This is a genomic window from Amnibacterium sp. (assembly GCF_025463795.1).
Lineage (GTDB): Bacteria > Actinomycetota > Actinomycetes > Actinomycetales > Microbacteriaceae > Amnibacterium.
The window spans coordinates 19,310-32,868 of sequence record NZ_JAODBE010000059.1; the positions used below are offsets into that span (position 1 = coordinate 19,310).

A 13,559-nucleotide genomic window follows, 5' to 3' on the forward strand; every position below is an offset into this window, starting at 1 on the left:
GGGCGTCGCACCTGCGAGAGCCGTATGACCCTCGGATCCCGCGCTCCGCGCCCCGGTTCCGCGCGTACGCTCGAGGATCGAGGAAGAAGGTCCACCGATGCCCCACCGCGCCCTCCGCTGGCTTCCCGCCGTGATCGCTCCCGTCGTCGTCGCCGGCGCGGTCGCGATCCCCCTCGCCGCCACCGCCTCCACCGACCTGCCCGGCCGGTCGCCCGCGCAGGTGCTCGCCCTCGTCGCGCACGCGAGGTCGCTGCCCGGCTACACCGGCGAGCTCGCGCAGACGTCCGACCTCGGTCTCCCGCAGCTGCCGAGCACCGGTCCCGGCTCCGACTCGCAGACGGCCTCGGCGCTCGACCTCCTCACCGGCTCGCACCGCGCATCGATCGCGGTGTCGGGCACGACCCGCAGCCGCGTCGCGGTGCTCGACTCGATGGGCGAGCGCGACGTCGTGCGCGACGGCGACACCGTCTGGTTCTGGGACTCCGCGAAGAACACGGCCGAGCAGGTCACCGTCGGCGCCCGCGCGACCGCTCCCGAGCGGTCGACGACCATGACCCCGCAGACCGCGGCGGATGAGGCGATCGCCCGGATCACGCCCTCCACGGACGTGACCGTCGAGACGACCACGACGGTCGCCGGTCACGCCGCCTACACGCTCGTGCTCACCCCGAGGACCGACGCCACCACGGTCGGATCCGTGCGGATCGCGGTCGACGGCACGACGGGGCTGCCGCTGCGCGTGCAGCTCTTCGCCCGCGGCGCGGGCTCGCCCGCGTTCGAGGTCGGCTTCACCCGGCTCGACTACGCCGTGCCCGCGGCGTCCCGCTTCGACTTCGCCGCCCCGTCCGGTGCGACCGTCGAGCGCCACACGCTGACGCCCGGCACCCACCGGCCCTCGTCCGGGAAGGCGCTGCCGGCGAAGCCGACCGTGACCGGCTCCGGCTGGGACGCGGTCGTCTCGATCCCCGCGGCGGACGTGCCCGCCTCGATCGACAGCAACGCGACGTTCCTGCGGCTCACGCAGCCGGCTGCGGGCGGCGGACGGATCCTGTCGACCTCGCTCGTCACGGTGCTGCGCACCGGCGACGGCCGGGTGCTCGCGGGCGCCGTCCCGGCGAGCCGGCTCGAAGCGCTCGCCGCGCAGGGCTGAACCGCCCGGTGCCGCAGGCCGACCACGCCGTCCTGACGCACGGCCTCACGAAGCGGTTCGGGTCCCGCAACGCCGTCGACGGCGTCGACCTCGCGGTGCCGACCGGCAGCGTGTTCGGCTTCCTCGGCCCGAACGGATCCGGCAAGACCACGACGATCCGCATGCTCCTCGGCCTGATCAGCGCGACGAGCGGCGACGTGGCCGTGCTCGGCGAGCGGATGCCGGACCGCTGGGCGACCGTGCTGCCGCGCGTCGGCGCGCTCGTCGAGGGTCCGGGCTTCGCGCCGTACCTCTCCGGCGCGGCGAACCTGCACCGGCTCGACTCGGCGGACGGACGGGCCGACGGCCGGACCCGGTCGGGCCGGATCGCCGACGCGCTCGATCGGGTCGGCCTCACGGCCGCCGCCGGGAAGGCGGTGAAGGCCTACTCGCTCGGCATGAAGCAGCGCCTCGGCCTCGCGAACGCCCTCCTCCGGCCGCGGGAGCTGCTCGTCCTCGACGAGCCCACGAACGGGCTCGATCCTCAGGGCACCAGGGAGGTGCGCTCCCTGGTGCGCTCCTTCGCGGGCGACGGCACGACGGTCTTCGTGTCGAGCCACCTGCTCGCCGAGATCGAGCAGCTCTGCAGCCACGTCGGCGTGATGCGCGCAGGGCGGATCGTCGCGCAGGGCACGCTCGACGAGCTGCGCGGCCACGACCATCCGGTCGCCCGGATCCTCACGCCGGACACGGGGGCGGCGGCTCGCGTGCTCACCGAGCGCGGGCTCGTCCCACAGCTGCCCGAGGCGGCCGGCGGCGAGCTCTCGGCACCGCTGCCGGAGGGCCTGTCCCCCGAGTCGCTCGTGGCCGGGCTCGTGGCCGCCGGTGTGCGCGTCCGCGGCTTCCGGGTGGACGAGCCGAGCCTCGAGGAGCGGTTCGTCGCCCTCACGGGGGAGGGCTTCGATGTCGAGTCCTGAGCCGCCGGGGCGACGCGGGGCGACCCTCCCCCTGCTCGCCTCGGAGATCCGCGTGCTGTTCCGTCGCCGGCGCACCTGGGCGATGCTGATCGCCCTCGCCGCGGTGCCGGTCCTCGTCGCCGTCGCGGTGCGGATCTCGGAGGGCCGAGCCGAGGACGGGCGCGGTCCGGCGCTCATCGGCGCCATCGCCGGCAACGGCCTCTTCGTGGGGGTCGCCTCCCTGGTGCTCGCCATCCCGCTGTTCCTGCCCCTCACGATCGGCGTCGTCGCCGGCGACACGATCGCCGGCGAGGCGAGTCAGGGCACGCTGCGCTACCTGCTCGTCGTGCCCGCCGGCCGCACGCGGCTGCTCGTCGTGAAGTTCCTCGGCTCGGCCGTGTTCGCGATCGCCGCGCCGCTCGCGATCGTGCTCGCCGGCACCCTGATCGGCTGGGCGCTCTTCCCGATCGGGCCCGTGACGCTGCTCTCGGGCGACCAGGTCCCCGTGGCGGAGGGCCTCCTGCGCCTGCTCCTGATCGGCCTCTACGTCGCCGTCGCCATGCTCGGGATGACCGCGATCGGCCTGTTCGTCTCGACCGTCACCGACGTCCCGGTCGGTGCGATGGCCGCCACCGTCGTGCTCGCCGTCGCGTCCGAGGTGCTCGACCAGCTGCCGCAGATCGCGTGGCTGCATCCGTTCCTCTTCACGGATTCGTGGCTGGGCCTCATCGACCTGCTGCGGCAGCCGCCGCTGCTCTCGACGTTCGGCACGAACGCGCTGCTCCAGGGCGCCTACGTCCTCGTGTTCGGCGCGCTCGCCTACGGCCGGATGACCACCCGCGACGTGCTCGCCTGATCGCCGGCGCCCCCGCCGGCCGAGGAGCGGGGTGTTCCGTCGGTACGACCGACCGTTCCGAACTAGGTTGGGAGCACGGGCCCGCCGGGGGTGCGGGTCGCGCGGCCGAGAGGGCAGACCGACGAAGATCATCAGCTACAACCTGCGCGAGCACACGGCGAGCGGGGAGCTCGCGGCCATCGCCGAGCGGTACGACGCCGATGTGCTCTGTCTCCAGGAGTGCGACAGCACCGACATGCCGCTGCACATCGGTCCGCTCGCGCTCGTCGACCAGACCAGGGGCAACCGGCTGGGCCTGGCGATGTACCTGCGCTCGGACCGGTTCCAGGTGCACCGCACCAAGGTGTTCGCGCTCCGCAAGTCGCTGCACGACCGCGTGATGGCGCCCGCCCACGAACGGCTGCTCGCGGCGCACCTCACCGACCTCCAGACGGGGTGCGAGGTGCTCGTCGGCGACTTCCACGCGGCGCCGCTGACCGCCTCCAACTCCCTTCGGCGCAAGCAGATCGCGGCGGCGCACGAGGGCATGCGCACCATGAAGGCGGGCGTGCCCGCCGTCATGGTCGGCGACTTCAACTACCCGTGGTTCGTGCGGGGCCTCGAGCGGAAGCTCTCGACGACCGGGTACCAGCTCACGAGGACGAACGCGCCGACCTACGTGCGCTACCGCTACTTCAGCGGGTACTTCGACTTCGTGACGTCGACGGGGTTCCACATCGACGACATCGACGTGCTCCCCCAGGGCGCCTCCGACCACCTGCCGATCAGCCTCACGGCGCGGATCGCCGCCTAGGCGGATGCAGCACCTCGCCGCGCTCCAGCATGGCGAGGAACTCCTCGATCCGGCGGGCGCGGGTCTCGGCGCGCTTCGCCTGGCCGACGCGCCAGACGATCGCGTAGCGGTTCGCCGCGTCGAGCCGGTCGAAGGCGGCGGCTGCCGCGGGCCGTGCGGCGAGCGCTGCGGCCAGGTCGTCGGGCACCGCCGCGCCCGACTGCGACGGGTACGCCGCCGCCCAGCGCCCGTCCGCCTTGGCCGCCTCGACCTGGGCGAGCCCCGCGGGGCGCATCCGGCCCGCCGCGGTCAGCCGTTCGATGTGCTCGCGGTTGATGCGCGACCAGACGCTCCGCGCCCCGCGGGGGGTGTACGTCACGGTGTAGTGCACGTCGTCGAGCCGATCGATGCGGGAGTCGATCCAGCCGAAGCAGAGCGCCACGTCGAGGGCCTCGGCCGCGGTCGGGCCGGGCCCGCCCGTGCCCTTCTTCGGGATCGCGAGCCGCACGCCGGCGGCCTCCGCGCCGTGCCGTTCGAGCCACTCCTCCCACTCGGCCGCGTCGGCCACGACGAGCATCGGCCGGTCGATCACGAACCCCACACGTGCTCAGTCGACCAGGTCGCGACCCGCGAGGCAACCTGGAAGCGCTCTGGATCTTTCTCGAAGATTTTCAGGATCGCGGCCTAGCGTCCTCCACGTCCCGGGCGCCGGTGCCCTCGACGGGAACGGAGCAGCGGTGACAGCGACGGACACGCGATCGGCCGGATCGGTGCGGAGCCTCGTGCCCGCCCGGATGGACCGGTTGCCCTGGACGCGGTTCCACTGGACGGTCGTGCTGGGGCTCGGCGTCTCGTGGATCCTCGACGGCCTCGAGATCCAGATGGTCTCGGCGAACGGGTTCGCGAAGCAGCTCCACATGAACTCGGTGGAGGTCGGCCTCACCGGGACCGTCTACCTGGTCGGCCAGGTCTTCGGGGCGCTCGTCTTCGGGCGCCTCTCCGACCGGCTCGGACGGCGGCGGTTCTTCATCATCACCCTCGCGATCTACCTGATCGGCAGCGGCGTCGCCGGGTTCGCGTTCTCGCCCTGGTTCCTCTGGGTCTTCCGCTTCATCGCCGGCATGGGCATCGGCGGCGAGTACACGGCGATCAACTCCGCGATCGACGAGATCATCCCGTCGCACTACCGCGGCCGCGTCGACATCGCCATCAACGGCACCTACTGGGGCGGCGCCGCGATCGGCGCGGCAGCCAACCTGTACCTGCTGCAGCAGCCCACGCTCGTCAGCACCGGCTGGGGCTGGCGGATCGGCTTCTTCATCGGGCCGGTGCTCGGGCTGATCATCATCTACCTGCGGCGCAACATCCCGGAGAGTCCGCGATGGCAGCTGACGCACGGCCATCAGCAGGAGGCCGAGGAGAACGTCGACCGCATCGAGCGCGAGGTCGAGGAGGAGTCGGGGCGCAAGCTCGAGCGGCTGCCCGACTCGAAGGCGATCGAGGTGACGCCCTCGGAGAGCATCCCGTTCCGGCAGGTCGCCCACGTCTTCCTCCGGCTGTACCCGAAGCGCACCTTCGTCGGCCTCGCGATGATGATCACGCAGTCGTTCCTCTACAACGCGATCTTCTTCAGCTACGCGCTCGTGCTGCAGAACTTCTACAAGATCCCGAACGGCGCGACCGGGCTCTACTTCTTCCCGTTCGCGATCGGCAACCTGGTCGGCCCGCTCGTGCTCGGCCCGCTCTTCGACACGATCGGACGGCGGCGGATGATCTTCGCCACCTACGCGATCGCGGGCATCGTGCTCGCCGTCTCCGGCGCCCTCTTCCAGGCCGGCGCCCTGAACGCGGTGACGCAGACGATCTTCTGGTGCGTGTCGTTCTTCTTCGCCTCGGCGGGCGCCTCGTCGGCGTACCTGACGGTCAGCGAGACCTTCCCGCTCCAGGTGCGGGGACAGGCGATCTCGTACTTCTTCTCCATCGGTCAGCTCGTCGGAGCGTTCGCCCCCACGATCTTCGGTGCGCTGGTCGGGAACGGGTCCTCCCGTGCACCGCTCGCCTTCGGTGACTACTTCGGCGCGGCGATGATGATCGTCGGCGGCCTCGTCGCCCTGATCTTCGGGATCGATGCGGAGCGGAAGTCCCTCGAGGACATCACCGACATCAACTTCATGGCGAAGGCACCGCGATGAGCGACCACGAGCCCCGGAACGGCACCGTCGTCGTGGGTGTGAGCCCCACGAGCGGATCCCCCGCAGCGCTCCGGTGGGGCGCCGACGAGGCGAAGCGGCGAGGCACGGATCTCGTCGCCCTGAGCGCCTGGCGGCCGCCCCGGCCTCCGATGGCGCCCGGTGGCAGGCCGCCCGGCGTGACGTACGACGCCGAGGAGGCCGTCGGGGAGGCTCGCGAACGACTCGCCGAGCAGGTGCGCGCGACCCTCGGGGAGGGCGTGCAGGTGTTCACGGAGATCGTGCACGGCAGCACCTTCCGGGTGCTCCTGCAGGCCTCGGAGACGGCGGAGATGCTCGTGCTCGATGCGCCGAGCCGGCTCGAGCTGCCGGAGGGACCGACGCTCGCGCGCCGGCTCATCTACTCGGCGGAGTGCCCGGTCGTGATCATGCCCCCGAAGACGCTCGGCTGATCCGGCCTCAGTCGAGGAGGCCGACGAGCCGGTAGACGGCGCCGGCGGGCCCGACCGTGCCGCGAAGGGGCTGCCGCCCCTCGCAGACGAACAGGCGCCGCAGGAGCTCCTCGACGTCGGCGGCGACCGTCGGGCGCTCCGCCGTCCAGCCCCCCCACACGGCTTCGGCCCAGGCCCGGGTCGCCGTGGCATGGCCGGTGCTCGACCCGCGCCGCACGCCCTGCTCGGCGACGTCCCGCACGGTCATCCGGGGTGGCCCGGTCGGCGGCTCGAACGTCGGCCACCAGTCCTGCGCGTGGCCCATGTGGGCATGGACCGCACGCACCTCGTCGCCGGAGAAGCCATGCTCGAGCGCGAGCCACAGCCCGGCCAGGGAGTAGCCGAGCCGGATCGGCGTGGTCGGCGGTCCGGCGTGCTGGGCACCGTAGGCGTCGACCGACAGCTGGTGGTAGCGGAGCATCACGGGATGCTGGAACTCGAACCCGGAGACCTCGGCATAGACGGCAGCGCACTCCTTGGAGGCGTTCAGCGGCACCTCGGGCGCGGCGGGCTCGACCGGCAGCTCGAGGCCGCAGCCCGGGCATTCCGTCGTGCGCCGCACGGCTCAAGCCTGCCACCCGGCGGCTGGGACCGCCCTTCAGCCGGCGTCGCTCGGCGACTCGAGCGCCGCCTCCAGGCGATCGACCTTGCCGCTCAGCTCGCCCGTGCGCTCCGGCCGGACATCGGCCTTCAGCACGAGGGAGACGCGCGGGCCGAACGCCTGCACGGCCAGGGTGGCGGCCTTGACGACCGCGAAGACCTCGTCCCACTCGCCCTCGACGGTGGTGAACATCGAGTCCGTGCGGTTGGGCAGGCCCGAGTCCCGGACGATGCGGACCGCCGCGGCGACCGCCTCGTGGACGGACCCGTCCGACGGGTCCCCGCCCATCGGGCTCACCGAGAACGCCACCAGCATGCTGCTCCCCCTCGCCTCGTTCCCGCCCGCACGGTACCGGACCGAAGCTTCCAGCCGTCCGGGTGCAGGGTGGCGGCATGCATCTCGACGCCGGGGAGACCCGTGGCCGTGCCGTCCGCGCGCTCGAGGAGCGGGTCGGTCCCGCCCGCACCGCCGCCGCCGTCCCGCTCGAGGTGACGGCGCGCGACCTGCCCGGTGAGCCGCACCCCTTCGCCTCGGCGGTCGACGGCCCCTTCACCGCCGTGGCCCCGGGCGACCGCTGGGGCTCGCCCTGGTCGACGCGCTGGTTCCGGATCCGCGGATCGGTCCCGGAGGGCTGGCCGATCGACGAGACCGAGGTCGTGGCCGAGCTCGGCTTCCGCGCCGAGCAGACCGGCTTCCAGCTCGAGGGCCTCGCCTACACGGCGGACGGGCGCCGCGTGAAGGGCGTGCACCCCGCGTCCCGGTGGATCCCCGCCGAGCCGGTCCTCGACGAGCACGGCCGGATCGACGTGCTGATCGAGGCGGCGGCGAACCCCGTCGTGCTCCACATCGGGGCGGGCGGGATGCCCGTCTCCTTCCGGCCGACGCCCGCCGGCGATCCCGCCACGGCCGGCGACGACCCGCAGTACCGCTTCGAGGGCGCCGCGCTGGTGCGCCGCGATCCTGCCGTCGCCGCCCTCTTCGCCGACCTCGAGGTCGCGATCCAGCTGGAGGCCCAGCTGACGGCGGGATCGACCCGGTCGTGGGCCCTGCTGACCGGCATCGAGCGGTGCCTCGACGTCCTCGACGCGGGGCCGTTCGCCGAGGTGATCGGCCGTGCACGCGCGGTGCTCGCCACCGCCGTCGACGCCCCCGCGTCGCGGCAGGGCCACCGGATCAGCGCCATCGGCCACTCGCACATCGACTCCGCGTGGCTCTGGCCCTTCCGCGAGACGCGCCGCAAGGTCGCCCGCACCATCGCGAACGTGCTGCACCTGCTCGACACGGATCCGCAGTTCCGCTTCACGATGTCGTCCGCGCAGCAGCTCGCCTGGCTGCAGGAGGACGCGCCGGACCTGTTCGCCCGGATCCGCCCCTACGTGGAGCAGGGCCGGTTCCTGCCGGTCGGCGGCATGTGGGTCGAATCCGACACGAACATGCCGAGCGGCGAGTCGCTGGTGCGCCAGTTCGTCGAGGGCGGCGAGTTCTTCGCGACCGAGCTGGGCGTGGCCGACACGGAGATCGGCTGGCTGCCCGACTCGTTCGGCTACCCGGGCGGCCTGCCGCAGATCCTCCGGCAGGCGGGCGCACGCCGCTTCGTCACGCAGAAGATCTCCTGGAACCGCACGAACCGCTTCCCGCACCACACCTTCCGGTGGGAGGGCATCGACGGCAGCGTCGTGCTCACCCACTTCCCCTCCGCCGACACGTACAACTCCGACCTGTCGGGCCACGACCTCGCCTGGGCCGAGGCGAACTTCGCCGACAAGGCCGGCTCCAACCGGTCGCTCGTGCCCTTCGGGTACGGCGACGGCGGCGGCGGTCCCACCAGGGAGATGATGGAGCGCGCCCGGCGCACCGCCGACGTCGAGGGCTCCCCGCGGGTCGTCGTCGAGCCACCGGCCGCCTTCTTCGCGGCCGTCGAGGCCGAGTTCCCCGAGCCGCCGGTCTGGTCGGGCGAGCTGTACCTCGAGTTCCACCGCGGCGTGCTCACCTCGCAGGCCGCGATGAAGGAGGGGAACCGGGCCGCCGAGGCGGCCCTGCACGACGCGGAGCTCTGGGCCGCGACGGCGGCCGTGCAGCGGGGCGCCCCCTACCCGCAGGACGAGCTGCGCGCCCTCTGGCGCCGCCTGCTGCTCCTGCAGTTCCACGACGTGCTCCCCGGGTCGTCGATCGCCTGGGTGCACGACGAGGCGCGCGTCGCCTTCCGGGAGATCCTGGCCGGCGCGGAGGCCGTGACCACCGCCGCGCTGGCAGCGCTCGGCGAGGGCTCGGCGCTCGCGAACGCGTCCCCCTTCCTGCAGCGGGCCGTCCCGCCCATGTCGATCGCGGAACCCGGGCCGGCCGCGTCCGCCGTGGAGCTCGCGGAGGAGGGTGCGGGCTGGCGGATGGAGAACGAGCACCTGATCGTCCGGATCGGTGCCGACGGCCTGGTCCGCTCGCTCGTCGACACCGTCACCGGACGCGACCTCGTGGCGCCGGGCGGTCGCATCGGGCTGCTGCAGCTGCACCCGGACCACCCGGTCCGCTGGGACGCCTGGGACCTCGACGGCTACTACCGCGCCACCGTGCAGGAGCTCGACGGCGTCGACGGGGTCGAGGCGGCGACCGACGGCGACGGCGCGGCGGTGCGCATCCGGCGCTCGGTCGGCGACACCCGGATCCTGCAGACGGTCCGCCTGCGCCCGGGAGCGAAGGTCCTCGATCTGGAGGCCGAGGTCGACTGGCAGGAGCGGGAGCGGATCCTGAAGGCCTCGCACGACCTCGACGTCGCCGCGGGCACGTGGGAGGCCGAGACGCAGTTCGGGCACATCGCGCGCCCGACGCACGTGAACACGAGCTGGGACGCCGCGAAGTTCGAGGCCTGCGCCCACCGGTGGATCCGGATCGCCGAGGGCGACTTCGGCGTCGCCGTCGCGAACCGCCGCACCTACGGTCACGAGGTTCGCCGCGTGACGGGCGCCGAGACGGGGCCGTGGACCGTCGCCCGCCTCTCGCTGCTGCGCGCGCCGCGGTTCCCGGACCCGGAGACCGACCGGGGCACGCACCGCTTCGCCTGGTCTGTGGGTCCAGCGCCCACGGTCGCCGACGCCGTCGAGCAGGGCTGGCGGCTCGCCCACCCGCTCCGTCCGGGGGCAGCTCCGGTCGAGGCCCTCGTCGGGACGGATCGCCCCGACCTGGTCGTCGACACGGTGAAGCTCGCGCTCGACGGCTCGGGCGACGTCGTCGTCCGTCTGCACAACGCGGCCGAGGGACGCCGCCGAGGCCGGCTGCGGTTCGGCTTCCCCGTCGCCTCCGTCCGCCGCACCGATCTGCGGGAGCGCGCCCTGCCCGTGCCGGCGCTCGAGGAGCCGTGGCCGATCGAGCTGCCGCCGTTCCGCTTCGTGACGCTCAGGATCGCCCGAGGCTGATCCCTCAGCCGCCGCCGATGCGCCGCGGGCAGGATGCTGCAGCGTGACCGTCACCCGCCCACTCGCCCGTCTCCTCGCCCCCGCCCTCACCACGAGCGGCCTGCTCGCCGGGTACGGCGCCGCGCGCGCCACCGGGGTGCGCGCGCTCGGCGGCGTCGTGCTCGCCGCGTTCGGCGCGGGAGCCTTCGTCGTCGTGCAGCGGGCCGCGGGCCCGGTCCGTGCCGGCACCCTGACGGTCGCCTACCTCGCGGCGTTCGGTGGCTCGCATCCGCTCGCGAAGCGGCTCGGCGCGTGGCCGTCCGTGCTGGCCGTCGCGGCGGCCACCGCCGTCGTGGCGGCCGCCGCCACCGGCTGAGCGAGAATCGGGCCATGACCTACTCGATCGTGGCCCGCGACCCGAGCACGGGCGCCCTCGGCGTCGCCGTGCAGTCGCACTGGTTCAACGTCGGCTCCCTCGTGCCGGCGGCATCGGCGGGCGTCGGAGCGGTGGCGACGCAGGCCATGCCGGCCCTGCAGCACAAGCCGCGCGCGCTCGCCCTGCTGCGGGAGGGCCGTTCGGCGGCCGAGGTCGTCGCGGCCCTGCAGGCGGGCGACCCCGCCGCCCCGCATCGCCAGTTCGCCGTCGTGGACGTGTCGGGACTGGCGGTCGGGCACACCGGGGCCGAATGCATCCCCGGCGCCGGCCACGTGACGGGCGAGGGTTACGTGTGCCAGGCGAACATGATGCGGACCACGGACGTCTGGCCGGCCATGGCGGAGGCGTATGAGGCGACGATCGGCCGCGGGCTGACGACGGCGCTGCTCGCAGCGCTCGACGCCGCCGAGCTGGCGGGCGGCGACCTCCGCGGCAGGCAGGCGGCCGCGATCCTCGTCGTACCCGCCGAGGGCACCGACGCCGACCGCATCGTGGACGTGCGTGTCGACGACGCCCTCGAGCCGTTGCAGGAGCTGCGCCGGCTCGTCGCCCTGAACGATGCGTACGTGCTCGCGGACGAGGGCGACCAGCTCATGGCCAACGGCGACATGACCTCGGCGGCCGACCGCTTCATCGCCGCCTACGAGTCGGCGCCCGGCAACGACGAGCTGCGGTTCTGGGCGGGGCTCGGCCTCATCACCGCGTCGATGCCGGACCGTGGCCTCGCGCTCCTCCGGGAGACGATCGCCGCGGACGCGAGCTGGGACGAGCTGCTGCACCGCCTCTCCCCCGCGGTCGTCCCCGCCGCTCCGGAAGCGATCCGGCTGCTGCGCTCCTGAATCCCGACGTTGAGCCGTCGGCGCTCAAGAATCTCCGCGCGTCGGGAATGCCCGCCTCACTCCCGCGTTACATTGAGTCGTAGGCACTCAAGTTTCCTGGAGGTCTCTTGCCCGAGTACTTCGGCCCCGCTACCGGTGACGGCTCGTTCGACGAGTTCCTGGCCCGGCTGCTCGCCAGTCAGCGGTCCGCATCCGCGGGTCGCCCCATCGACATCAGCCGGCTCCTGAGCCGGCGCACCCACGAGGTGGTCGGCAGCGCCGTCCGCTTCGCGGTCGATCGCGGCCACGCCGAGGTCGACGCGCTTCACCTGCTGCACGCCCTCGTGTCGGGCGAGCAGGGCCGCTCGGCCCTCGGTGGCGCCGCCATCGACGTCGACGCCCTGCTCTCCGCCATCGAGGAGCGGATGCCCACCGGTGGCGAGCGCGTCGCAGGCACTCCCGCCATGACCCCGTCCGCGCAGCGCGCGCTCCTCGAGGCCGTGCAGGTCGCCCGCGCCTTCGGATCGACGTACGTCGATCCCGAGCACCTGTTCTTCGCGTTCGTCGCGAACCAGCACGCGGCCGCAGGTCAGCTGCTCGCCGCCCACGGCGTCACGCCGGAGCGGCTGCAGTCCATCGCGCAGGGCACGACCGCTCCTGCCGGTGCCCAGGGCGCCGCGCAGAGCGAGACGCCGACCCTCGACCAGTTCGGCACCGACCTGACGGCGAAGGCCCGCGACCTCGGGCTCGACCCGGTGATCGGGCGTGCCCTCGAGGTCGAGCAGGTCGTCGAGATCCTGCTGCGCCGCACCAAGAACAACCCCGTCCTGATCGGTGAGCCGGGCGTCGGCAAGACCGCCATCGTGGAGGGCCTCGCCCAGCGCATCGCCGACGGCGAGGTGCCCGAGTCCCTGCGCGACAAGCGCGTCGTGGCGCTCGACCTCGCCGGCATGGTGGCGGGCACCCGCTACCGCGGCGACTTCGAGGAGCGCATCACGAAGCTGGTGGACGAGATCGTCGCCCACCAGGACGAGCTGATCGTCTTCCTCGACGAGCTCCACACGGTCGTCGGCGCCGGCAGCGGCGGCGAGGGCGGCATGGACGCGGGCAACATCCTGAAGCCCCGTCTCGCCCGCGGCGAGCTGCACCTGGTGGGCGCGACCACGCTGAAGGAGTACCGCAGGATCGAGAAGGACGCGGCCCTCGAGCGCCGCTTCCAGCCCGTGACGGTCGGCGAGCCCTCGATCGAGGACGCCGTCGCGATCCTCGACGGGCTGAAGGAGCGCTACGAGCAGCACCACGGCGTGCAGTACACCGACGAGGCGATCCGCGCCGCCGTCGAGCTGTCCGCCCGGTACCTGACGGACCGGTTCCTCCCCGACAAGGCCATCGACCTCATCGACCAGGCGGGCGCCCGGAAGCGCCTCGCCCTCGGTGGCCGCGTCGACGTCGAGTCGCTGCGCGCCCGGATGTCGGACCTCGAGGCCGACAAGACCCGGGCCGTGACCGAGGAGCGCTACGAGGAGGCCTCCCGCCTCCGCGACGAGATCGAGTCGCTTCAGCAGCGCATCGCGGCCGGTTCCGGCCGCGATGCGACTACGGAGGAGCAGGAGATCGGCCGTCCCGAGATCGCGGAGATGATCGCGCGGGCCACGGGCATCCCCGCCGCGCGCCTCACCGAGGGTGACCGGTCCCGCCTCGCGAAGCTCGAGTCCGAGCTGCACGAGCGCGTGATCGGCCAGGAGGACGCGGTGGCGTCGATCGCGAAGGCGGTCCGCCGCAGCCGCACCGGCATGGCCGACCCACGCCGCCCCGTCGGCAGCTTCCTGTTCCTCGGACCCACCGGGGTCGGCAAGACCGAGCTGGCGAAGGCCCTCGCGGCGAGCCTGTTCGGCGACGAGAGCGCGATGCTGCGGTTCGACATG

At 73.3% G+C, this 13,559-nt stretch carries 13 protein-coding genes; 10 read left to right on the forward strand and 3 right to left on the reverse strand.

Annotated features, from left to right (window positions below; all coding sequences use genetic code 11):
- The first annotated feature begins 97 nt into the window (after positions 1-97).
- The 4 genes from JWQ92_RS05865 to JWQ92_RS05880 all read left to right on the forward strand — a co-directional run bounded on the left by JWQ92_RS05865 (position 98) and on the right by JWQ92_RS05880 (position 3,734).
- Positions 98-1,150: a sigma-E factor regulatory protein RseB domain-containing protein gene (locus JWQ92_RS05865; RefSeq protein ID WP_297343532.1), complete on the forward strand. Its 1,053-nt coding sequence runs from the start codon at positions 98-100 to the stop codon at positions 1,148-1,150.
- 8 nt (positions 1,151-1,158) lie between these two features.
- Positions 1,159-2,106 (forward strand): ABC transporter ATP-binding protein, encoded by a 948-nt coding sequence (locus JWQ92_RS05870; protein WP_297343533.1) that lies wholly within the window; start codon positions 1,159-1,161, stop codon positions 2,104-2,106.
- Positions 2,093-2,941, forward strand: coding sequence for an ABC transporter permease subunit (locus JWQ92_RS05875; protein ID WP_297343534.1), 849 nt, complete (start codon positions 2,093-2,095; stop codon positions 2,939-2,941). The genes JWQ92_RS05870 and JWQ92_RS05875 overlap by 14 nt, the downstream gene beginning before the upstream one ends.
- Before the next feature lie 67 nt (positions 2,942-3,008).
- A complete protein-coding gene (locus JWQ92_RS05880; RefSeq protein WP_297343545.1) occupies positions 3,009-3,734 on the forward strand; it encodes an endonuclease/exonuclease/phosphatase family protein in 726 nt (241 codons plus the stop codon).
- On the opposite strand, the gene JWQ92_RS05885 is transcribed toward JWQ92_RS05880, so the two are convergent.
- A complete protein-coding gene (locus JWQ92_RS05885) occupies positions 3,712-4,314 on the reverse strand; it encodes a YdeI family protein (RefSeq protein WP_297343535.1) in 603 nt (200 codons plus the stop codon). The two genes, JWQ92_RS05880 and JWQ92_RS05885, sit on opposite strands and share 23 nt — an antisense overlap.
- A 136-nt stretch (positions 4,315-4,450) precedes the next feature.
- On the opposite strand from JWQ92_RS05885, the gene JWQ92_RS05890 reads away from it, so the two are divergent.
- Both JWQ92_RS05890 and JWQ92_RS05895 read left to right on the forward strand, forming a co-directional pair.
- The gene (locus JWQ92_RS05890) at positions 4,451-5,905 is read left to right on the forward strand and encodes an MFS transporter (RefSeq protein ID WP_367276711.1); all 1,455 of its coding nucleotides are present in this window, start codon (positions 4,451-4,453) and stop codon (positions 5,903-5,905) included.
- A complete protein-coding gene (locus tag JWQ92_RS05895) occupies positions 5,902-6,354 on the forward strand; it encodes a universal stress protein (protein ID WP_297343536.1) in 453 nt (150 codons plus the stop codon). The genes JWQ92_RS05890 and JWQ92_RS05895 overlap by 4 nt, the downstream gene beginning before the upstream one ends.
- A gap of 7 nt (positions 6,355-6,361) precedes the next feature.
- Here JWQ92_RS05895 and JWQ92_RS05900 read toward each other — a convergent pair whose 3' ends face one another.
- On the reverse strand, positions 6,362-6,955 hold the full coding sequence (locus JWQ92_RS05900) for a DUF5946 family protein (protein ID WP_297343537.1): 594 nt from the start codon (positions 6,953-6,955) through the stop codon (positions 6,362-6,364).
- A 36-nt stretch (positions 6,956-6,991) separates the two neighbouring features.
- Positions 6,992-7,309, reverse strand: coding sequence for a thiamine-binding protein (locus tag JWQ92_RS05905; protein ID WP_297343538.1), 318 nt, complete (start codon positions 7,307-7,309; stop codon positions 6,992-6,994).
- A 77-nt stretch (positions 7,310-7,386) separates the two neighbouring features.
- On the opposite strand from JWQ92_RS05905, the gene JWQ92_RS05910 reads away from it, so the two are divergent.
- From JWQ92_RS05910 to JWQ92_RS05925, 4 genes are all read left to right on the forward strand, one after another.
- Positions 7,387-10,401 carry a glycoside hydrolase family 38 C-terminal domain-containing protein gene (locus JWQ92_RS05910; RefSeq protein WP_297343539.1) on the forward strand — a complete coding sequence of 1,005 codons (3,015 nt, stop codon included), beginning with the start codon at positions 7,387-7,389 and terminating at the stop codon, positions 10,399-10,401.
- A gap of 43 nt (positions 10,402-10,444) precedes the next feature.
- Positions 10,445-10,756: a hypothetical protein gene (locus tag JWQ92_RS05915; protein ID WP_297343540.1), complete on the forward strand. Its 312-nt coding sequence runs from the start codon at positions 10,445-10,447 to the stop codon at positions 10,754-10,756.
- 14 nt (positions 10,757-10,770) lie between these two features.
- A complete protein-coding gene (locus tag JWQ92_RS05920) occupies positions 10,771-11,655 on the forward strand; it encodes a DUF1028 domain-containing protein (RefSeq protein ID WP_297343541.1) in 885 nt (294 codons plus the stop codon).
- Between the two features lie 107 nt (positions 11,656-11,762).
- The coding region (locus JWQ92_RS05925; RefSeq protein WP_297343542.1) for a Clp protease N-terminal domain-containing protein at positions 11,763-13,559 on the forward strand (1,797 nt) is incomplete at its 3' end.